20 protein-coding genes are annotated in these 21,362 nt (G+C 60.8%); 11 read left to right on the top strand and 9 right to left on the bottom strand.

Annotation, left to right across the window (positions count from 1 at the left end; translation table 11 throughout):
• Positions 1-113 precede the first annotated feature (113 nt).
• Both ASD64_RS03655 and hutC read left to right on the top strand, forming a co-directional pair.
• Positions 114-1,478, top strand: a complete 1,365-nt coding sequence (locus ASD64_RS03655; RefSeq protein ID WP_056100842.1) for a formimidoylglutamate deiminase — start codon at positions 114-116, stop codon at positions 1,476-1,478.
• Positions 1,478-2,224, top strand: coding sequence for a histidine utilization repressor (hutC, locus tag ASD64_RS03650; RefSeq protein WP_413813571.1), 747 nt, complete (start codon positions 1,478-1,480; stop codon positions 2,222-2,224). Before ASD64_RS03655 ends, hutC begins: the two co-directional genes overlap by 1 nt.
• 109 nt (positions 2,225-2,333) lie before the next feature.
• Here the strand turns inward: hutC and ASD64_RS03645 are convergent, their stop codons facing one another.
• Positions 2,334-2,675: a RidA family protein gene (locus ASD64_RS03645; RefSeq protein WP_056100839.1), complete on the bottom strand. Its 342-nt coding sequence runs from the start codon at positions 2,673-2,675 to the stop codon at positions 2,334-2,336.
• Positions 2,676-2,894: 219 nt separating this feature from the next.
• On the opposite strand from ASD64_RS03645, the gene aztA reads away from it, so the two are divergent.
• The 4 genes from aztA to ASD64_RS03625 all read left to right on the top strand — a co-directional run bounded on the left by aztA (position 2,895) and on the right by ASD64_RS03625 (position 6,041).
• Complete coding sequence (gene aztA / locus ASD64_RS03640) at positions 2,895-3,710, top strand: zinc ABC transporter ATP-binding protein AztA (protein ID WP_056100834.1); 816 nt, start codon at positions 2,895-2,897, stop codon at positions 3,708-3,710.
• Positions 3,707-4,582 carry a zinc ABC transporter permease AztB gene (aztB, locus tag ASD64_RS03635; protein ID WP_056100831.1) on the top strand — a complete coding sequence of 292 codons (876 nt, stop codon included), beginning with the start codon at positions 3,707-3,709 and terminating at the stop codon, positions 4,580-4,582. Before aztA ends, aztB begins: the two co-directional genes overlap by 4 nt.
• A 19-nt stretch (positions 4,583-4,601) precedes the next feature.
• Positions 4,602-5,573, top strand: coding sequence for a zinc ABC transporter substrate-binding protein AztC (gene aztC, locus ASD64_RS03630; protein WP_056101506.1), 972 nt, complete (start codon positions 4,602-4,604; stop codon positions 5,571-5,573).
• 129 nt (positions 5,574-5,702) lie between these two features.
• Positions 5,703-6,041, top strand: a complete 339-nt coding sequence (locus ASD64_RS03625; protein WP_056100830.1) for a TIGR01244 family sulfur transferase — start codon at positions 5,703-5,705, stop codon at positions 6,039-6,041.
• 20 nt (positions 6,042-6,061) lie between these two features.
• On the opposite strand, the gene ASD64_RS03620 is transcribed toward ASD64_RS03625, so the two are convergent.
• Positions 6,062-6,526, bottom strand: coding sequence for an Lrp/AsnC family transcriptional regulator (locus ASD64_RS03620; protein ID WP_056101503.1), 465 nt, complete (start codon positions 6,524-6,526; stop codon positions 6,062-6,064).
• Positions 6,527-6,667: 141 nt separating this feature from the next.
• On the opposite strand from ASD64_RS03620, the gene hppD reads away from it, so the two are divergent.
• Positions 6,668-7,780, top strand: a complete 1,113-nt coding sequence (gene hppD / locus ASD64_RS03615) for a 4-hydroxyphenylpyruvate dioxygenase (RefSeq protein WP_056100827.1) — start codon at positions 6,668-6,670, stop codon at positions 7,778-7,780.
• 21 nt (positions 7,781-7,801) lie between these two features.
• Here the strand turns inward: hppD and ASD64_RS03610 are convergent, their stop codons facing one another.
• The 3 genes from ASD64_RS03610 to hmgA form a co-directional block, all read right to left on the bottom strand.
• Complete coding sequence (locus tag ASD64_RS03610) at positions 7,802-8,338, bottom strand: DinB family protein (protein ID WP_056100823.1); 537 nt, start codon at positions 8,336-8,338, stop codon at positions 7,802-7,804.
• A gap of 40 nt (positions 8,339-8,378) precedes the next feature.
• Positions 8,379-9,392 (bottom strand): fumarylacetoacetate hydrolase family protein, encoded by a 1,014-nt coding sequence (locus ASD64_RS03605; protein ID WP_056100820.1) that lies wholly within the window; start codon positions 9,390-9,392, stop codon positions 8,379-8,381.
• Between the two features lie 106 nt (positions 9,393-9,498).
• Positions 9,499-10,812, bottom strand: a complete 1,314-nt coding sequence (gene hmgA, locus ASD64_RS03600) for a homogentisate 1,2-dioxygenase (RefSeq protein WP_056101500.1) — start codon at positions 10,810-10,812, stop codon at positions 9,499-9,501.
• 113 nt (positions 10,813-10,925) lie between these two features.
• On the opposite strand from hmgA, the gene ASD64_RS03595 reads away from it, so the two are divergent.
• Positions 10,926-11,369, top strand: a complete 444-nt coding sequence (locus ASD64_RS03595) for a MarR family winged helix-turn-helix transcriptional regulator (protein WP_056100816.1) — start codon at positions 10,926-10,928, stop codon at positions 11,367-11,369.
• A 496-nt stretch (positions 11,370-11,865) separates the two neighbouring features.
• Here the strand turns inward: ASD64_RS03595 and tdh are convergent, their stop codons facing one another.
• Together tdh and ASD64_RS03585 are read right to left on the bottom strand one after the other, a co-directional pair.
• A complete protein-coding gene (tdh, locus tag ASD64_RS03590; protein ID WP_056100813.1) occupies positions 11,866-12,900 on the bottom strand; it encodes an L-threonine 3-dehydrogenase in 1,035 nt (344 codons plus the stop codon).
• Positions 12,901-12,930: 30 nt separating this feature from the next.
• Complete coding sequence (locus tag ASD64_RS03585; protein WP_056101498.1) at positions 12,931-14,118, bottom strand: glycine C-acetyltransferase; 1,188 nt, start codon at positions 14,116-14,118, stop codon at positions 12,931-12,933.
• A 291-nt stretch (positions 14,119-14,409) separates the two neighbouring features.
• Between ASD64_RS03585 and ASD64_RS03580 the strand changes: the two genes are divergently transcribed.
• Entirely contained in the window at positions 14,410-16,488 is a 2,079-nt protein-coding gene (locus ASD64_RS03580; protein WP_056100810.1) for a putative bifunctional diguanylate cyclase/phosphodiesterase, read from the top strand.
• Positions 16,489-16,667: 179 nt separating this feature from the next.
• On the top strand, positions 16,668-17,129 hold the full coding sequence (gene queF / locus ASD64_RS03575; protein WP_056100806.1) for a preQ(1) synthase: 462 nt from the start codon (positions 16,668-16,670) through the stop codon (positions 17,127-17,129).
• Positions 17,130-17,170: 41 nt separating this feature from the next.
• Here queF and ASD64_RS03570 read toward each other — a convergent pair whose 3' ends face one another.
• Together ASD64_RS03570 and ASD64_RS03565 are read right to left on the bottom strand one after the other, a co-directional pair.
• Positions 17,171-17,641 (bottom strand): DUF3828 domain-containing protein, encoded by a 471-nt coding sequence (locus ASD64_RS03570; protein WP_056100803.1) that lies wholly within the window; start codon positions 17,639-17,641, stop codon positions 17,171-17,173.
• 29 nt (positions 17,642-17,670) lie between these two features.
• Positions 17,671-19,239, bottom strand: a complete 1,569-nt coding sequence (locus ASD64_RS03565) for a trimethylamine methyltransferase family protein (protein WP_056100800.1) — start codon at positions 19,237-19,239, stop codon at positions 17,671-17,673.
• A gap of 248 nt (positions 19,240-19,487) precedes the next feature.
• Between ASD64_RS03565 and mutL the strand changes: the two genes are divergently transcribed.
• Positions 19,488-21,341, top strand: a complete 1,854-nt coding sequence (gene mutL / locus ASD64_RS03560; RefSeq protein ID WP_056100798.1) for a DNA mismatch repair endonuclease MutL — start codon at positions 19,488-19,490, stop codon at positions 21,339-21,341.
• The last annotated feature ends 21 nt before the right edge of the window (positions 21,342-21,362 follow it).

Here is a 21,362-nt window from a genome sequence, read left to right as displayed (position 1 = left end):
CATCCTCCGCGACCAGGAATTTTTCCGTATCAATTGGCTCCAGTTATGTATATACATATAGAAGATTGGCGCAAGTGATATCGTGCCGCTCTGTGAAGATTAGGGGAGACGGAATGACGGCGTCGGTTTTCGCGGAACAGGTCCTGCTAGCGGAAGGGTGGCGGCACAATGTGCGCCTCACCATGGCTGACGGCAGGGTCTCAGGCATCGACATCGGCGTTGCCCCGACGCCTTCCGACGAACGGCACGCCATCATCGTGCCCGGCATGCCGAACCTGCACAGTCATGCCTTCCAGCGCGGCATGGCCGGCATTGCCGAGACGCGCGGTCCTGGAGCGGACAGTTTCTGGAGTTGGCGCGAGGTGATGTATCGCTTTGCGCTGTCGATGACGCCGGATCAGGTCGAGGCGGTCGCGGCCCAGCTTTACGTCGAAATGCTCGAGGCCGGCTTTTCCCGCGTCGGCGAGTTCCACTATCTTCATCACGATCTCGACGGCCGGCCTTATGCGAACATTGCCGAAATGGCCGAACGCATCGCGGCGGCGGCGGCGCAAACCGGGATCGGCCTGACCCTGTTGCCGGTATTTTATGCGCATTCGGGCTTCGGCGGCACAGCTCCAACGGACGGGCAACGGAGATTCATAAACGATATCAATCGATTCCATCGTCTGTTTGAAAAAACACATGATGCAATCGCTCATCTTGACCATGCTGTTGTCGGCGTTGCGCCCCACAGCCTGCGCGCAGTGACGCCGGCAGAACTTGCACACCTATCCGGCCTTTCGCCGGCAACGCCGTTCCACATCCACATCGCCGAGCAGATGAAGGAAGTGGGCGATTGCGTGGCCTGGTCGGGCGCGCGCCCCGTCGAATGGCTGCTCGCCAACGCCGAGGTGGATTCGCGCTGGTGCCTGATCCACGCCACGCACATGACCGAGGCCGAGACGATCGGCATGGCAAAGGCCGGCGCCATAGCGGGTCTTTGCCCGATCACGGAAGCCAATCTCGGCGATGGCACCTTCCCTGCCCCTTCGTTCATCGAGCATGGCGGCCGCTTCGGCGTCGGCTCGGACTCCAACGTGTTGATCGGCTTGCCCGACGAGTTGCGGCAACTCGAATATTCGCAGCGCCTGTTTCACAATGCCCGCAACGTGCTGGCTAAACCCGGCCAATCCAATGGCCGTGCCCTGTTCGATGCCGCACTTGATGGCGGGGCTGCGGCACTCGGCGCCGGGTCTTCCCGGCTTGCCGTCGGTGCGCCGGCGGACTTCGTCTCGCTTGATGCCGGTTCCGTGTCGCTAACCGGCAAGGCCGAAGATTCGGTTCTGGACGCCTGGATATTCTCCAATGCCACCAAGGTCGATTGCGTGTGGGTTAACGGCATCAAGCAAGTCAGCGACGGCAGGCATCTACGTCGCGACGCGATTGCGGCCCGCTTCCGCGACGCCATGCAGAAGCTCTCGGCGAGTTGGGGATAATGGAAATGGCGCCTGAAACGGAAGCGGCCACCGGCGAGGCGACCTCGTTGCATCAGCGCATCCTGGCCGACATCAGCGAGCGCATCCTGTCGGGCGAATGGGCGCCGGGCCACCGCATTCCCTTCGAACACGAGTTCACCGAGCAGTACGGCTGCTCGCGCATGACGGTGAACAAGGCCCTGTCCCAACTCGCCAAGGCCGGGCTGATCGAGCGACGGCGCAAATCGGGTAGCTTCGTCAGCCGCCCGCAGTCACAGGCGGCCATACTGGAAATTCACGACATCCGGGTCGAAGTCGAGGCGCTGGGGCTGGCTTACCGGTACGAGCGCACGTCCCGTCATGAAAGGAAGAGCAGCCAGAGCGACCGGGAATTCCTGGGGCTTGATGCGTCGGAACCCATGCTTGTGCTGGAAGGTCTGCATTTTGCCGGCATGCGGCCGTTCTGCCGGGAGGAACGCGTGATCAGCCTCAAAGCAGTGCCCGAAGCCGCTGTGGAAAGCTTTTTGGAGGTTGCCCCCGGCCCTTGGCTGGTCGCGCGCGTGCCTTGGAACAGCGCCGAACATCGCATCCGCGCAACGGCGGCAGACGAGGCGACCGCGGCGGCACTTAAAATTGCCGCCGGCTCGCCTTGCCTTGTCGTGGAGCGCCGGACATGGAGTGCCGGCCAGCCGGTCACCCATGTCCGTTTCACCTACCCGGCGCACAGCCACACGCTGGTGGCCAGGTTTGCGCCCTCGCAGGCCTGACTCTGGATCGCCCTGCGTCCACCCGGACGCATAGAGGACGATCCATCACTTTGAATGAGCGTCGGAATACTCCGAAAACCGGATTCCGCTTTTCGGGTCCGATGCTCTGTCAGATCGCGGCGGTGACGATGATTTCCACCTTGTATTTCGGGGCGGCGAGCTTGGCTTCACCGGTCGCGCGGGCCGGCGTGTGGCCCTGCGGAACCCAGGCTTCCCAAGCCTTGTTCATCGCGCCAAAATCGCTCATGTCTGCAAGCCAGATTATTGCCTGCAGGATCTTGGTCTTGTCCGAGCCAACCTGAGCCAGCAACTTGTCGATCGAAGCGAGGATGTCCGTTGTCTGGGCCTCGACGCCCTCGCCTTCGCCAACCTGGCCGGCAAGATAAACGGTGTTGCCATGGACAACGGCCTGGCTCATGCGCGGGCCCACATCGATACGGCGAATGCTCATGTTTCTTCCCTTCTTCACTTGATTGCGCCTGGTCAGGCTTCAGGAAGCGCTTGTGTAGATACTGCGTCGCCGAGGGGCAAGCCCTGCGCACGCCAATAGCTGCCGGACTTCGATCCATGGGCCCTTTTGGTCCGTCGCATTTTTGGATCACCGGCTTGTTGACATATGTAATAACATCACATATTTCACTGTTACCTCTAATGAACTGCGCCGGATCGCATGACACAGGCTTGCCTCACCTTCCGCGATCTCACGCTGGGTTACGGCCGCCATCCGGCCGTGCATCACCTCGACGGCGTTGTAGAAAAAGGTTCGCTGACGGCGGTCGTGGGCGCCAACGGTTCCGGAAAATCGACCCTCATGAAGGGCATTGTCGGTGCCCTGAAGCCGATGGCCGGCAGCGTGACCAAGGCGGAGGGGACGCGCATCGCTTACCTGCCGCAGCAATCCGAACTGGATCGCACCTTTCCTGCCCGTGTCGTCGACCTTGTCTCGCTTGGCCTGTGGCCGAAACGTGGCTTGCTCGGCCGCTATACGGCCGACGACCGCGCTTCGGTCAGCGATGCCTTGAGAGCGGTCGGCCTTGCCGGCTTCGAAAAACGGTCGCTCGACACCCTGTCCGGTGGCCAGTTGCAGCGCGCCTTGTTTGCGCGCGTTCTGGTCCAGGATGCGGACCTTATCCTGCTCGACGAGCCCTTCAATGCCGTCGATACCAGGACTGTCGGTGACCTGCTGGCGTTGATCAAGCATTGGCATGGCGAACAGCGCACCGTCCTTGTCGTAGCCCACGACCTTGACCTGGTGCGGCAGAATTTTCCGCGGACGCTCCTGCTTGCCCGCAACCCGGTGGCATGGGAGGCGACCGGCCGGGCTCTCCATCCCCAAAATCTGCTGCGTGCCCGCCGCTTCCATGAGGCTTGGGAAGAAGATGCACCTTGGTGCGAACCGTCTGGCGATACCCACGATCATTGTCGCGACCAACAGTCTGACGGCCCGCACGACCATCACGACCACGACACGAGGGCGGCATCATGAGTGCCGCATATGCCTTCCTTATTGCGCCCTTTGTCGATTTCGCCTTCATGCAGCGGGCGCTGTTCGGGTCGTTGCTGTTGTCGATTGGTGCCTGCCCGGTCGGTGTGTTTCTCATGCTGAGGCGTATGAGCCTGACCGGCGATGCCATGGCTCACGCCATTTTGCCCGGCGCTGCGGCGGGCTTCCTGCTTTACGGGCTTGAAATCCTGCCGATGACGGTCGGCGGTTTGATTGCCGGCGCCATCGTGGCGCTGGGTGCCGGCGCAGTCTCGCGCTTCACCATCCAGCGCGAAGACGCCTCGATGGCGGCATTCTACCTGATCTCGCTCGCCGTCGGCGTGCTGATGGTATCGATGCGCGGCTCCAGCGTCGATCTGATGCATGTCCTGTTCGGAACCGTGCTCGCCCTCAACGACGAGGCGCTTGTCTTGATAGGCGGAATTGTCGTGGTCACGCTTGCCAGCCTTGCCTTCTTCTGGCGTGGGCTGGTTGCGGAATGCCTCGACCCGCTTTTCCTGCGATCGGTCAGCCGGTTGGGCAGTCCGGTGCACTTCGTTTTCCTCGGCTTGGTCGTACTCAACCTTGTCGGCGGCTTTCAGGCACTAGGCACACTGCTTTCGGTCGGCCTCATGATGCTGCCTGCCGCCGCTGCCCGCTTCTGGGCAACGCGCGTCGAGCCGATGTGCGTTCTGGCCGTGGCGATCGGCTTTGCTTCCTGTATTGCCGGCCTGCTTTTGTCCTATCACGCCTCGCTGCCGTCCGGTCCGGCGATCATCCTTGCAGCGGGCGTCGTCTATTTCATATCCGTCTTGTTCGGGACGCGTGGGGCGCTGCGCGCCCGCATCGTCCACCAGCGCCACAGAACCGCCTGATCCAAAGGGAGTTTTGCCGATAATGAGAGCCATTTCTGCCGCCCTCGCACTGAGCGTTATAACATTTATTGCAACGGCAAACTCCGCAGCATCAGCCGAGCCGCTCAAGGTGGTCGCAAGCTTTTCCATCATCGGCGATTTTGCCAAGAACGTCGGCGGTGACAGGGTCGAGGTCACGACGCTGGTCGGCCCCGATGGCGATGCGCATGTCTACGAGCCCAAACCGGCGGATGCGGCGGCTATGGCCAAAGCCGACGTGGTGCTTGTCAACGGCCTGCATTTCGAAGGCTTCCTGACGCGCTTGGTGAACGCCAGCGCAACCAAGGCCGCCATCGTCGAACTGACCAGGGGAGTTGCCTCCATCGAATTCGGTCCGGAATTCGCAGAGGAACCCGAAGGCGCTGCGGCCGGGCATGAAGACCATGAGCACGAAGAAAATCACCAGGGTCACGATCATGGCCCGACCGATCCACACGCCTTCCAGTCCGTGGCCAACGCCAATATCTATGTGCAGAACATCGCCGATACCTTTTGTGCCGCCGACGCTGAAGACTGCGAAACCTACAGGGCCAATGCCGACGCCTACACCGCAAAACTCGCCGCGCTGGACGCGGAAATCCGGCAAACCATCGCCTCGATCCCCAAGGCCAGGCGCGTCGTCATCACGTCGCACGATGCGTTCGGGTATTTCGAGCACGAATACGGCTTGCGGTTCCTCGCGCCGCAAGGCCTTTCGACGGATGCAGAGCCTTCGGCAGCGGACGTCGCCAAACTCGTTGAACAGGTCCGGCAGCACAGTGCCGCTGCGATCTTCGTGGAAAACATCTCCAACCCGCGCCTCATCGAGCAGATCGCCAATGAAACCGGCGTCAAGGTCGGCGGCACGCTTTATTCCGATGCGCTCTCGCAACCGGACGGTCCCGCCGCTACCTATATCGACATGATGAAAAACAATATCGGCGAAATCAAAGGCGCGATCCTGGGAAGCTGAGCATGGTTTGCTGCCGTGACTGGCTGCGGCAGCAAAGTTTTCCACGATCCGGATTTCGTCATTGCCCCTCGCCACGGGGAGTGGCAAGACTGCGCCGACACGCGCAGGCGAACGACCACGAGGACGAAAATGGACATCCGCCAGATCAGTGAAGACTATTCGGTTTCCGGCCAGATTGCGCCGGAAGAGGTCGCCGCCATCAAGGCGGCCGGCTTCAAGAGCGTCATCTGCAACCGGCCGGACAACGAACAGCCCGACCAGCCGTCGCACGAGGCAGTCAGGGCGGCGGTCGAAGCGGCTGGGCTTACCTTCCGCTACATTCCCGTCATCAGCGGCCAGATGACTGCCGACAATGTCGCGGACCATGGCAAGGCGCTTGATGAACTGCCGGGACCGGTCTTTGCCTATTGCCGCTCCGGCGCGCGCAGCACCAACCTCTTCGCCGCGGCCCAGCAAGCCAAGGGCTGACGAGGCAATCGACGGCGCGCTCAGATTGGCAGCGCGCCGGTTTCCTTCAGCGTCTCCAGCACGATCGCCGTTTTCACGTGCTGCACGGATTCGTGCGGCAGTAGCACGCCGTTGACGAATTCCGATAGCGATTTCAGGTCGGGTGTGACGACCTTGAGGATGTAGTCCATCTCGCCGGTCAGCGCGTGCGCCTCCTGCACTTCCGGCAGCCGCGCCAGTAGTTCACCGAAACGCCTTGCATTGTCGCGGTTGTGGGTGGCGAGCGTCACCGAAATGACGTTGACCAGCGAAAAACCCAGCCTGTCGCGGTCAAGTATGGCGCGGTATCCGCGAATATAGCCGCCCTCCTCCAGCCGCTGCCTACGCCTTGAGCACTGCGACGGCGACAGGTTCACTCGCTCCGACAGATCATTGTTCGTCAGCCGCGCGTCACCCTGCAGAAGCGCCAATATCTTGCGGTCGAATTGATCAATCCGCTCATCCATCGCATGTACCCTGACATCCATACACAAACCGTGCGCGATTTCATCATCTGAAGCGTGCGAATGCAAGCACCATGCGCCCTGCCGGGATTACAATGTGTGGAATGGTCCTGTTCGGGCCGCATCCGCATTGGAGGATATGCCATGGGTCCCTTCCCGCACGACGCCCCGCCGGCAAAAATCACCACGGCAAACCCGGCCGGCACCGACGGTTTCGAGTTCGTCGAGTTCGCTCATTCCGAACCGGAAAAGCTTGCCGATCTTTTTGCCCGCATGGGTTACGCGCCTGTCGCCAAACACCGCACCAAGAACATCACAGTCTGGCGCCAGGGCGACATCAACTACATCGTCAATGCCGAGCCAGGCTCGCACGCGATGAAATTCGTCGACCAGCATGGCCCCTGCGCGGCCTCGATGGCCTGGCGCGTCGTCGATGCCAAACGCGCCTTCGACCATGCGGTGGCCAAGGGCGCCACACCTTATCAGGGCAACGACAAGGCGCTCGACGTGCCGGCCATCGTCGGCATCGGCGGTTCGCTGATCTACTTCATCGAAAAATACGGCGCCAAGGGCTCGGCCTACGATGTGGAGTTCGAGTGGCTGGGTGAGCGCAATCCAAGGCCGACGGGTGTCGGCTTCTATTATCTCGACCATCTCACCCACAACGTCTACCGCGGCAACATGGACAAATGGTGGGATTTCTATCGCGAACTGTTCGGGTTCAGGCAGATCCACTATTTCGACATCGACGGGCGCATCACCGGCCTGGTCAGCAGGGCGATCACCTCGCCTTGCGGCAAGATCCGCATTCCGCTGAACGAATCCAAGGACGAGACCAGCCAGATCGTCGAATATCTGAAGAAATACAATGGCGAAGGCATCCAGCACATCGCCGTCGGCACCGACGGCATCTACGACGCGACCGACAGGCTGGACAGCAACGGGCTGAAGTTCATGCCCGGTCCGCCCGACACCTACTACGAAAAGAGCCGCGAGCGCGTCACCGGCCATGACGAGCCGATCGAGCGGATGAAGAAGCACGGCATCCTCATCGATGGCGAAGGCGTCGTCGACGGCGGCATGACCAAGATCCTGCTGCAAATCTTCTCCAAGACCGTCATCGGCCCGATCTTCTTCGAGTTCATCCAGCGCAAGGGCGACGAAGGTTTTGGCGAAGGCAATTTCCGCGCCTTGTTCGAATCGATCGAGGAAGACCAGATCCGCCGCGGCGTCATCAAGGTCCAGGCGGCAGAGTAAACTCTAACGAGGTCGGGCATCTCACAAACCCAGCCGTTCGACCTCCGCTCGCCTGAGCTTGAAATCGTAGTCGAGGAAGAATTCGTCCAGTTGCGGCGGCGCAACAGACGTGCCCGCCAGCATCGCATGCACCTGCCCGCGATGATGGATCTGGTGGATGAAAAGGTGGGCGAGCAGATCGCCGATACGCTCCGGAATTTTGCCGTCTTCACGGCGATCCGTGACAACGCGCCGGTCGAGCGCGCCTGCCTCGATCGTCTCGCAAAACGTCAGCAGCCTTCGATCGGCGGCAGCCTGCGCCCTCGATAGCGCCGGGGCATCCTCGAACGGAATGAAGCCGTCATATGCGGCGGCACCAAGCGGCCCTTCCTCCAGAAAATCCAGATAAAGATGATCGACCGCGAGAATGTGGTTGAGCGTTTGCTTGATCGAGGAAAAGAAACTGGTTTGCCTGGCCTCGAATTCACCCGGCTGCAGCGCCAGCACGGCCCTGTACAGGCGGTCGTTCGACCATAGATTGTTGCGCGCCATGCGGCGGAAATGATCGATCAAGGTCATCTCCTGGCCCTCCGGGCTTGTAGCCCGACCGCGCCGGCAATCAGCTTTTGTTCTTCTCCACCGTCTGTTCGATGGCGCCGAAGATCGAGCGGCCGGAAGCGTCCTTCATTTCGATACGTACGGTGTCGCCAAAGCGCAGGAACGGCGTTTTCGCTTCGCCGCCTTCGATGGTCTCGACCATCCGCATCTCGGCGATGCAGGAATAGCCGGCACCGCCTGCGTCTATCGGCTTGCCGGCGGCCCCGTCGAGCTTGTTGGAAACCGTGCCCGATCCAATGATGCTGCCGGCAGCCAACGGTCGCGTCCTGGCGGCGTGGGCGATCAATGTCGGGAAATCGAATGTCATATCGACCCCGGCGTTGGCACGGCCGAACGGCTTGCCGTTCAGGTCGACGGCCAGCGGCAGGTGAAGCTTGCCGCCGTCCCACGCATCCCCCAATTCGTCAGGCGTGACCGCAACCGGCGAAAAGGCTGATGACGGCTTCGACTGGAAAAAGCCGAAGCCCTTGCCGAGTTCTGCCGGAATGAGACCGCGCAACGAAACATCGTTGACGAGCATGATCAGGCGGATGGCATTGCGCGCTTCGTCTATAGTGGCACCCATGGGCACATCGTCGACGATGACAGCGACCTCAGCCTCCATGTCGATGCCCCAGGCCTCGTCCGCCATATGGATATTGTCGCGGGGCGCGATGAAACTGTCCGAACCGCCTTGATACATCAGCGGATCGGTCCAGAAGCTTGCCGGCATTTCGGCGTTGCGTGCCTTGCGCACCAGTTCGACATGGTTGACGTAGGCAGACCCGTCCACCCATTGATAGGCGCGCGGCAGCGGCGAATGTGCCTTGTGCTCGTGAAAGCGCGCCGAAGGCACCGCGCCGCTCTCCAGCGATTCCGAAAGCGTGGCCAGATGGGGTGCTATGCGCGCCCAGTCGTCCAGCGCCGCCTGCAGCGTATGCGCCAGGTATGACGCATCGGTGTATCGCGTCAGATCGCGTGAAACGACGGCCAGTTTCCCGTCCCGCGATCCGTCCTTCAAGGTAGCAAGCTTCATATGGGGTCCCTCTCCGTGTCACCCTGCGCGGAATCGCACGACAATGCCACCACATTTCACCGTCGGGCGGTCGAATTGGTTCGTCGCCCTTCCCCGGATGGAAACGTCAACTCCAGTCGCCTTCCGGCGTGCCGTTGAAGCGCTTCTTCAAACCCTTCCAGCAGTCGATGTAGTTGTCCTGCCGGGTCGGCAGTTCGGCGCCATAGCGCGTCAACATCTGGGGGAATCGAGTCTCGAACATGAAGGCCATCGTGTTCTCAAGTTTATGCGGCTTCAACTCCGCCCGCGAGGCTTTTTCGAAACCCGGCGCATCGGGGCCATGCGCCAGCATAATGTTGTGCAGGCTCATGCCGCCGGGCACGAAGCCTTCCTCCTTGGCGTCGTACTGGCCGTGGATGAGGCCCATGAATTCGCTCATGATGTTGCGGTGATACCAGGGTGGCCGGAACGTGTTTTCCGCAACCAGCCAGCGGGGCGGGAAGATCACGAAGTCGACATTGGCCGTGCCGTCTTCGCCGCTCGGGGCGGTCAGCACGGTGAATATCGATGGGTCGGGATGATCGAACAGGATTGCGCCAACAGGAGAAAATGTAGCAAGATCATATTTATACGGCGCATAGTTGCCATGCCACGCGACGACATCAAGCGGCGATTGATCAAGTTCGGTGACATGGAAAGCCCCGCACCATTTCACGATCAGCCGGCAAGGCGTTTCCTTTTCCTCGAACCAGGCGCGCGGCGTCTTGAAATCGCGCGGATTGGCAAGGCAGTTGGCGCCGATCGGCCCGCGGTCGGGCATGGTGAACTTGGCGCCGTAGTTTTCGCAGACATAGCCGCGAACCTCCTTGTCCACCAGTTCAACCTTGAACACCAGGCCGCGCGGAAGCACGCAGATCTCACCCGGCTTCATCTCGATCACGCCCATCTCGGTAATGAAGTTGAGGCGGCCGATCTGCGGCACGATGAGCAGTTCGCCGTCGGCGTTGAAGAAATGGTCGTCTACCATCGAGCGATTGGCGACATAGACGTGCGCCGCCATGCCCGACTGGCCTAGCGCATCGCCAGCCGTAGTGATCGTGCGCATGCCGGAAATGAAGTCGGTGGGTTCGGCAGGCATCGGCACCGGGTTCCAGCGATACTGCCCAAGTGCCAATTCGTGGTCGCCAATATTGGGCGCGGTCTTCCAAAGCGGATGGTTCAACGCCTTGAAGCGCCCGGTGTGTTTGACGCTCGGGCGGATACGGTAGAGCCACGAGCGCTCATTTGTCCCCCGCGGTGCGGTGAACGGCGAGCCGGACAGTTGTTCGGCATAGAGGCCGTAAGCCGGCCGTTGCGGCGAATTCATGCCTTGCGGCAGCGATCCTGGCAGCGTCTCGGTTTCGAAATCATTGCCGAAGCCCGGCATATAGGAAAAGGCCATTGCATCCTCCGTGGCGGTCAGGCAGCTTGCCAAATCGGTTGCATTTGTAACCATTGATTTTGTAACTATCAACGACATGGCCGTTGCAGATATAGGCGGGAGCAGAAGAGCGGATGGAGCCGGAAATTCTCGATCTTGAAGCGTTTCTGCCCTACCGGCTCTACCATCTCGCCGATCTGGTCAGCCGCGAATTTTCCAGAATCTACAAGGATCGGCTGGGCCTGACGCGACCGGAGTGGCGCGTTCTGGCCGGTCTTGGCCAAAACGGCACGATGACCGCGACGGCTCTTGGGGAACAGTCGGCCATGCACAAGACCAAGGTATCGCGCGCTGTTGCGGAACTGGAGCGGCGGCGCTGGCTGCTGCGCGTGCCGGACAGTGACGACCGCAGGCTTGAACAATTGACGCTGACCAAAGCCGGTGCCGAAGCCTATCGGGACATGGTTCCGCTTGCGAAGCGGTTCGAGGCGCAAATGCTAAGCAGGCTTACGCGGTCGGAACAGGCGGCGTTGACGGTTGGCCTTGCCGCGCTGGAAGCGAAGTTCGGTAGAGATTGAGGTTCCAGACCCCGTTGCTGCTTGTTTTGCGGCATGTGTGGGAAGATTGCTGCGCCGGCATCGCCGGCATCGGGAAAAGAACGCTTTCGGCCCCGAGACTTATCCGATTTCCGCAAGCACCGCAGTTGCGAGTTTGTCCACATCCTCTCCATCGTCTCGCATAATCCTGCCATCGCTCTTGCGGGAACTCGGATGCGCACCGGGTATTCGAGAAGAGCGACGGTGCCGGGCTGGTCGTCTGCGGTAGGCGGCTGGGTGATGAGCCCCCAAGTCCGGCCCTCGAACCGGGCATCGTGTGCCGGCGGGTATCTATCCACCGCATGGCCGTTGCGCCGGTTGAGGGAAGAACACTGGCGGGCGCGGGATCACCGCGCCGTTAGTTTCAATTAGGAGGCACGGCCCGCGCCCGCTTCCCGGCTTCTCCCCAAAAAGGGAGCGTTCTTTGACAATAGCCAGGCGGAGCAAACTCCGGGCGTGGCAACGCAGAGGCGCGGCCTCACCAATCCATGACCACCTTGCCGGCGCTGCCATCTCGCATCGCTTCGAAGCCGGTGATGTAGTCATCGATGCCGATGCGGTGCGTGATCAGCCCCGAGACATCGAGCGGCCCCTGAACCAGTGCGATCATCTTGTACCAGGTCTCGAACATCTCGCGCCCGTAGATGCCCTTGAGATGCAGCATCTTGAAGATGACCTTGTTCCAGTCGATCTCGAAGCCGGTCGGTGCGATGCCGAGAATGGCGATCTTGCCGCCATTGTTCATGGCATCGATCATGTCGCGGAAAGCCGGTGCCGCTCCGGACATCTCAAGCCCCACGTCGAATCCTTCCGTCATCCCAAGGGACGGCATGACCTCTCTCAGCTTTTCCTTCGAGGCGTCGACGACGTGCTGCACGCCGAGTTTCCTTGCCAGTTCCAGCCGTACCGGGTTGATGTCGGTAATGACCACCTTTCGCGCGCCGACGCACTGCGCCACCAATGCGCCCATGATGCCGATGGGGCCTGCGCCAGTGACCAGAACGTCCTCGCCGACGAGGTCGAATGACAGCGCCGTGTGCACGGCATTGCCAAGCGGGTCGAAGATGGCGGCGATTTCATCGGACACGTCGTCGGGGATCGGAACGACATTGTGCTGCGGGATGGCGAGGTATTCGCCGAACGCGCCTGGCCGGTTCACTCCGACGCCCAGCGTGTTGCGGCACAGATGCCCCCTGCCCGCGCGGCAGTTACGGCAATGGCCGCAGACGATATGACCCTCGCCTGAAACGCGTTGGCCAATCTTGTACTCCGTCACCGCTGCACCGAAATCCGCAACAGTTCCAACGAATTCGTGGCCGGTCACCATCGGCACCGGCACCGTCTTTTGCGCCCACTGGTCCCAATTGTAGATGTGAACGTCGGTGCCGCAGATCGCGGTTTTCTTCACCTTGATGAGAACATCGTTGGGGCCGATCTCAGGAACCGGCACCTGCTCCATCCAGATCCCCGGCTCGGCCTTTGCCTTCACCAGCGCCCGCATCATGTTCGACATCGATTTATCCTTGCAAGAAATTGAGTTGGCTCAGGCAATCACACCAAGTTCACGGCCGACCGCGCCGAATGCTTCCACGGCGCGATCGATGTCCGCGCTCGAATGCGCCGCCGACATCTGCGTGCGGATACGTGCCTGCCCCTTCGGCACGACGGGGAACGAGAAGCCGATGACGTAGATACCGCGCTTCAGCATGCGCGCCGCCATTTCCTGCGCCAAGGCCGCGTCTCCAAGCATCACCGGGATGATCGGATGGTCGGCGCCGGCGAGCGTAAAGCCCAGCTTGCCCATTTCGGTCCTGAAGCGGGTTGCATTGTCGTAAAGCTTGCGTCGCAAACCGTCGCCTTGCGCGACAAGGTCCAGCACGCGGATCGAGGCTGCGGCAATGGCCGGCATCAGCGTGTTCGAGAAAAGGTAAGGCCGCGAGCGTTGCCGCAGCCAGTCCACCACCTGCCGCTTGCCGGATGTATAACCGCCCGATGCCCCGCCCAGCGCCTTGCCGAGCGTGCCGGTGATGATGTCCACCCTGCCCTCGACGCCACAATGCTCGGCTGAACCACGTCCGTTATTGCCGACAAAGCCGACTGCATGGCTGTCATCGACCATCACCATGGCGCCGTATTTTTCGGCCAGATCGCAGACGCCTCGAAGGTTGGCGATGATGCCGTCCATCGAGAACACGCCGTCCGTGGCGATCAACTTGAAGCGGCTGCCCTCGGCCTTCCTGAGTTCTTCCTCAAGCGCCGCCATGTCGTTGTTGGCATAGCGGAAGCGCTTGGCCTTCGACAGGCGCACGCCATCGATGATCGAGGCGTGGTTCAGGGCATCGGAAATCACGGCATCCTCCTCGCCCAGCAGCGTCTCGAACAGACCGCCATTGGCATCGAAACAGGACCCGTAGAGGATCGTGTCCTCCATGCCGAGAAAACCGGAAATCCGCGCCTCCAGTTGCTTGTGCTCCTCCTGAGTGCCGCAGATGAAGCGCACCGAGGCCATGCCATATCCATACCGGTTTAGTGCCTTGGTAGCTGCGGACCTCAACTCGGCGCTGTCGGCCAGGCCCAGGTAGTTGTTCGCGCAGAAGTTCAGGACCTTTTGGGCACCGACTTCGATTTCTGCCGATTGCATCGAGGTGATGACCCGTTCGGACTTGTAAAGCCCTGCCGCCTTCAAGCCCTCGAGTTCGCTGTCGAGATGGGAAAGGAATGCTGCTGTCATGATCTGGTCCTGATTGGCGGCCCGACTGTCGCGCCGCACAGCTGAAAAATCCATTCCAAAAGCGATCGTGAACGGAGACCGAATCCCCGCGGCGGCTGCTCGTGACATAGGCGCGAGCGTGAGAATTGGCAAACAAATGAAAAGTGAATCGACCACCGAAAGCAGGCGATAACCATTCCGTCAGTTTCTGGTTACCTTTGGCCCGTCAACACGCCGGCTTCTCGTCCTGTTAACCTATCTCTGCGAGGGTGCCGACTAGTGGAATCCGCATGATCGAAAGCGTCCCGGAGCATGTCGCAGCAGCCAGTCCAAGCCGTCTCAGGCAGGCTCGTCTTCCTCGTCAAAAGTGCATATTGGATCGCCCTGCTGATCATAGCAGCGATGGCTCTGGCCTCGTTCATCCTGCTGCAGCAGATGATGACGGCGCAACAGCGTGACAAGGCGCTGCTTGACATCGTATCGACGCAAAAAACCCTGTCACAGCGCATCGTCTTCCTGGCCGGCGCCACAGAAACGTCGAACAGGGATAAGCAGCCGGCACTGGTCATGGCGCTCAAGGATGCGACCGACCAGTTCGAAACGAACTACGATCTCCTGCTCGACAGAACTGGAGCAAATTCCGAATCTCCGATCCGCTTGAATACGGACTCGATCGAAAACGTACTGTTTTCGAAGCCCTTTCATCTCGACTATTTCACCGTCAGCCTTGCCGCCAACGGCCGGCGCCTGGTTTCCGCCTTCGAAACCAAGCTGAATATCGGCCAGACAGGGCAAGGCTACAAGGGCGGGAATGGCAGCGTGCCACTTGATGCTTCGGTTGCCAATGCCACCCTGTCCGGCTACGCCGAGCTTGGCACAAGGCTCGGCGATCAGGCCAACACGCGGTCGCAAAGCCTGCTCGACCTGCACCGCAAATTGTTCTTCGCGACACTCGGTGTCCTGGTTATGGTCGCGCTGTTCATCTTTCGGCCCATGTCCAACGCCATCCTGCGCAAGACGCACGAACTGGTTGATGCCCGCAACTCCATGGCCTTTATCGCCGTGCATGACGGACTGACCGGACTGCACAATCGCAGCTTCCTGACCGACCATTTCGACACTTTGATCAAGGGCGCCAAGCGACGCCGCGAACGCATCGCCGTCATCCAGTTCGACCTCGACCGTTTCAAGCAGATCAACGACTCACTGGGCCATGCCGCGGGCGACTATGTGCTTGTGGTCACGGCGCAGCGCATGCGCGATTCCTGCCGCGGCTCGGATTTGTGCGCAAGGCTTGGTGGCGATGAGTTCGTCATGGTGCTGAATGGTGCCGGCACCACGCAGGATATCGACATGCTGGCAACCCGCATCCTGTCCAACATCAACGAACCGGTCGCCTTCCAGGGCGTGACCATTTTCCCCGGCGCGAGCGCCGGCATCGCCGTGTATCCGGTCGATGCGGACAATGCGCAGGATCTGCTGGTTCATGCCGACCTGGCGCTCTATTGCGCCAAAAAGCAGGGCGGCGGCGCCTTCTCCTTCTTTTCGGAGGAGCTGCGGCACGAACTCGAAAACCGCAAGCAACTCGAACAGGATATCCGTATCGCCATCGCCGAAAAGGCGTTCCAGGTCTATTTCCAGCCGCAGATCTCGCTTATTGACGGCAGGATCACCGGCGTGGAGGCTTTGGTGCGCTGGCAGCATGCCAAACGCGGCATGATTTCGCCCGGCGAATTCATTCCGATTGCGGAAAAATGCGGCTACATGTCCGGCGTCGGCCGCATCGTTATCACCAAGGCGATCAACGAGGCAGCCGAATGGTACCGGGCAGGCATTCCGTTTGGCCGCCTTGCAGTCAACGTCTCAGGCGGGGAACTGCGCGAAGTCGACTTCGACGCCTTCCTGTTCGACACGTTGGAGCGCGCAGGTTTGCCCCCTCAGAAATTATCGCTGGAAATCGTGGAATCTGTCATTCTCGACGACGAGAAGACGGGCATCGCGGCAAAATTGCGCCATATCCGCGCCGCCGGAGTGAATCTTGAGCTTGACGATTTCGGTACAGGCTACGCTTCGCTGAGCCACGTCAACCCGAACGAGATCGACCGCCTCAAGATCGACCGCCGTTTTGTTCAACGCATCAACGAGAATGGCGACAATTCCAAGATTGTGCGCGCCATCACCGAACTGGCGCGCGGACTCGGTATCTCGATCATCGCAGAGGGTGCGGAAACCGAAGCCGAGTTGAACTCACTGATGGCAATTGGCTGCGACCAGGTGCAGGGCTATTCCATCGCCTTCCCGATGCCGCAGGAACAGGCGCGGGAATGGTTGGAATCCCGTCGTCAGCCAAAGACCGGGAAGCTCAAGGTCGTCCACGGCGGCGTCGCCTGATAGTTGGCAAAGCCTAGTCGCGCATACCCATGGCTGGTCGACATGACGCGGTTCTTCGGCGTCAGTTGCTTCATCTGCTAGAGCTGGCTGAGCGGATTGTTGTTGGCCATCATTTTCTCACTTTATGATCGATGCTGGCTGTGCCATCCGGTACCTGCCCCAAAACCTTAGAGCATCCCATGACAGAGAGTGAACACCTTATCCAACTCGGCACCAGGGTCGTGACGCCGGACAGCCCAGACCAGGCCGTGCTGGAGACCGTTCCGTTCACGCGCGGCGACGGCCCGCCGGCCATCGTGCGCTTCACCTGTCCGGAATTCACCTCGCTGTGTCCAGTCACCGGGCAACCGGATTTCGCCCATATCGTCATAGACTACGCGCCGGACGCCTTGCTGGTTGAATCGAAGTCACTGAAGCTGTTCATGGTGTCGTTCCGCAACCACGGCGCGTTCCATGAGGAATGCACGATCATGATAGGCCGGCGTATCGTCGCCGCCACCAAGCCGCTGTGGCTGCGCGTCGGCGGCTACTGGTATCCGCGCGGTGGCATTCCTATCGATGTCTTTTGGCAGACCGGCGCGCCGCCCGAAGGGGCCTGGCTTCCCGATACGGGCGTGGCGCCTTATCGGGGCCGGGGGTGAGCGAGGGAACGGAATAGAAGCCGGGCGCGATGCAGTCCTGTTTATTCCACCTGACCTGAAACACATTCCAGATCGCTCAAGCGCCAGCCATTGGTCTTCGAGGCGATATCGGCGACTTTCCACTTGCCGCCGATCTTCTTCAGCGACCACACCATTTCGCGCTCTGCTCCTTCGCCATCCGGGAACAAGCTGAACGTGGCGGTGACCTCCGCCGAGTCTCCACTCACCGCCTCCGAAAGCTTTAGCGTCCTCGATAATTCGCCCTGATCGAAATCCTGCGCATCCAGCGCAGGGTCGGCATCAATGCAGGGAATGGCATCGGCGCTGTCCATGGCCTTGTCGTTCTGTTCGAAAAGCTTCGTCACAGGTTCCACGAACCGGTCGCGATAGTCGGCGTCCGCCACGAACTTTCCGGGAGAATAGAAGAACTTCACCGCATCCGAAGCGGGTCCGGCCATTGCAGCAGCCGACATGGAAAGGCAGAACGTGACGGCGAGCAACGGCAATTTCATCTTGTTCCCCGGATGATGAAGCGACACCTTTAGTACCACGCGTCTTGTATCTCGGCTTTTTTGCGGCCAACAAAGTCTTTTAGCGCATCGTCAACAGCTTGATCGAGAGGCGGCGGCTGATAATCGGCCAGCGCTTTCTTCCAGCGACGGTTGGCACGGATGGCAGCATCCTCCGATCCCGCCGCTTCCCATTTCTCAAACGGGTCATTGTCGGCGATTTCCGAATCCCAGAATGCGGTCTCGTAATTGGCGAGCGTATGCGCACTGCCAAAGAAGTGACTGCCTGGCCCCACTTCGCGAAAAGCGCCGAGGGCAAGCTGGTTATCGTCGATCTTTACCCCGTCGAGATAGGTGTGCAGCGCCCCACAGAAATCGGCATCCATGACGAACTTCTCATAGGACATGGACAACAGCCCGTCGAGGAAGCCGGCCGAATGCAGGATGAAGTTGGCGCCGCAATGGACTGCCGCCAGCATCGACATCGTGCCTTCGTTCATCGCGTGTGCGTCCGGTAGCTTCGAGGTGGTGAAATTGCCTGAGCACCGAAGCGGCAGGTTTAGCCTGCGCGCCAGTTGCCCCACCACCATCGAGCCGATGGCCGGTTCCGGCGTCCCGAAGGTCGGCGAACCCGAGCGCAGAGACATCGACGACAGGAAATTGCCGAAGATCACCGGTGCTCCGGACCGTTCCAACTGCGTCAATGCGCAACCGGCCATCGTCTCGGCCAGCGACTGGGCAATGGCTCCTGCATTTGTTACCGGACCCATTGCGCCGCCGAGAATGAACGGCACGATCACTGCCGCCTGGTTGGCGCGCGCATAGGCCCGCAGCGCCGTCGTCATGGTCGCGTCCCAGACCAGCGGCGAATTGACGTTGACGTTGCCAAGAATGACGCAATTCTGGTCGACGAAATCGCGCCCGAAGACGATGCGCGCCATCTCTATGGACTCTTCCGCCCTGTTTTCCGCCGTCACCGAGCCCATGAAGGCGCGGTCGGAGTATTTGATATGGGCATAGATCATATCGAGGTGGCGCTTGTTGACTGGCACATCGACCGGCTCGCAGATGGTCCCGCCCGAATGGTGCAGCCATGGTGACGACTGCGCCAGTTTCACGAAATTCCGGAAATCCTCGATAGTGCCGTAGCGGCGGCCCTTGTCGAGATCCATGACGAAGGGCGAGCCATAGGCTGGCGAAAACACCACGCTCTTGCCGCCGATTTCGACCGAATTCGCCGGATTGCGTGCGTGCTGCGTAAAGCTTGCCGGCGCGGTCTTGAGGATTTCGCGCAGCATGCCGGGCTCAAACCTGACCAGCGCGCCGTCGATTGTCGCGCCCGCCCGCTTCCAGTGATCGAGTGTCGCCGGATCATCGCGGAATTCAATGCCGATCTCCGCCAGGATACGGTCGGCGGTTTGCTCGATGCGGAGCAGGTTTTCCTCCGACAGGATATCGTAGGTCGGTATGTTGCGGACGATGTAGGGCCGGCCATGGCCTTGCGAGCCATGCGAACGCATCTCCCTGCGGGCACTGCGGCCGCCGCGCTCGCGTCGTGCGGGCTGCTCGGATGTCGTTTCCGTTACGGTTGGAACGTTCATGACAAGGTCGATCCTGTGGATACCCTGTCGTCATGCTAACAGATGCAAGTGGCTTGTAACGTTGGAAAATCATGATGATTGCCATGAGCTTTTCTTATGTGGGATTTCCAGTCTGCCAGCCATTCGTGCGCTGAATTCGAGAGCATTGCCCCGCCGAACGGGCCTACGGAACAAAAGGTGCGGGATTGACTTCCAGGCGAGCCCTGAATCGCTTTCATCACCCGGTAGAATCCGGCTAGTGTGACGCCATGCCAATCCACCAGCTATCCGAAACGATGATCAACCAGATCGCGGCCGGCGAGGTGATCGAGCGTCCCGCCAGCGTGGTCAAGGAACTGGTCGAGAACGCACTCGATGCCCATGCCTCGCGTGTCGAGATCGTCACCGCCGGCGGCGGGCTGAACCTGATCCGCGTGACGGACGATGGCGCCGGCATTTCAGAACGGGAACTGGGGCTGGCGGTGGCGCGCCACTGCACCTCAAAGCTCTCTGACGATATTCACGACATCCGCTCGCTTGGCTTCCGTGGCGAGGCCTTGCCCTCGATCGGCTCGGTGGCGCGCCTGTCGATCCGGTCGCGCACCGCAACCAGCGACAATGCTGCAGAAATTGGCATCGATGGCGGACGTGTCTCGCCCGTCAGGCCGGCTGCGGCCAATCGTGGCACGACCGTCGAGGTAAGGGATCTGTTTTTCGCTACCCCTGCCCGGCTGAAATTCATGAAAGGCGAACGAGCCGAAACCGCCGCCACCAGCGATGTCGTCAAACGCATTTCCATTGCCTTTCCCTCCGTACGCTTTACGCTCGCCGGTACTGACCGCTCGACGCTGGAGCTTGCCGCCGCTGACGGCAGCCCCGACGGGCGTCTGCGGCGCATAGCACAGGTGATGGGCGCTGATTTTCCGCAGAACTCGATTGCCATCGATGCCGAGCGCGAAGGCGTTCGGTTGCAGGGTCACGTCTCGATTCCCTCGTTCACGCGGGCCAACGCATTGCAGCAATACGCCTATGTTAACGGCCGTCCCGTTCGTGACAAACTGATTGCCGGGGCCATCCGCGGGGCTTTTGTCGATGTCTTGCCGCGCGACCGGCATGCCGTCGCGGTGCTGTTTCTGACGCTCGATCCAGCCACCGTCGATGTCAACGTACACCCGGCCAAGGCCGATGTGCGTTTTCGCGATCCTGGTCTCGTGCGCGGCCTCATCGTTGGCGCCATCCGCGAAGGTCTGGGTGCCGCCGGCATCCGCGCCGCAACGACGGGAGCTGCCGGCATGATGGCAGCGTTTCGACCCGGATTCGGCTCCTATGATCGCGGCGGCCCATCGAATGCTCACCGAAGCTACGATGCAACGTCCCGCTCATCGGCAACAGGGTACGACCCTGCACGTTCGTCACAGCGGCCGCTCGATATGGACTTCCGCAACGGCTTTGGCGAAAGCCCGCAATCTGGCTTCGATGCCGATGCAATGCTCAGCGCCGACAGCCGCGCTGGCCAAAACGAAGCACCGGAAGCCCTGCTCGGCACTCAACTCGGCGCTGCCCGGGCGCAGGTGCATCAAAACTATATCGTGGCGCAAACCAACGATTCGCTGGTTATCGTCGACCAGCATGCGGCGCATGAGCGGCTCGTCTACGAAGCCTTGAAGAACGCACTCTATTCGCGCGCCCTGCCTTCGCAAATGCTGCTTTTGCCGGAGATCGTCGATCTGCCGGAAGATGACGCGGAGCGCCTTGCACTGCACAGCGAAACGCTCGCCTGCTTCGGCTTGCGTCTCGAGCGTTTTGGCCCCGGCGCCGTGGCCGTGCGTGAAACCCCTGCCATGCTGGGAGAAGTCGATACGCAGAAATTGGTGCGCGACCTTGCCGATGAGATCGCCGACAACGATACAACCGAGACCCTTAAGGAGCGCCTGCACCACATCGCCGCGACCATGGCTTGCCACGGCTCGGTGCGCTCGGGCCGTTTGCTGAAACCTGACGAGATGAACGCGCTGTTGCGCCAAATGGAAGCGACGCCGGGTTCCGGTACCTGCAACCATGGCCGTCCGACTTATATCGAGCTTAAGCTTGCCGATATAGAGCGGCTGTTCGGCCGGCGCTGAATACGGCCAGAGGTTCTGGCA

Source organism: Mesorhizobium sp. Root157, from assembly GCF_001427385.1.
Taxonomy (GTDB): Bacteria; Pseudomonadota; Alphaproteobacteria; order Rhizobiales; family Rhizobiaceae; genus Mesorhizobium.
This window is presented reverse-complemented; position numbering and strand designations above follow the sequence as displayed.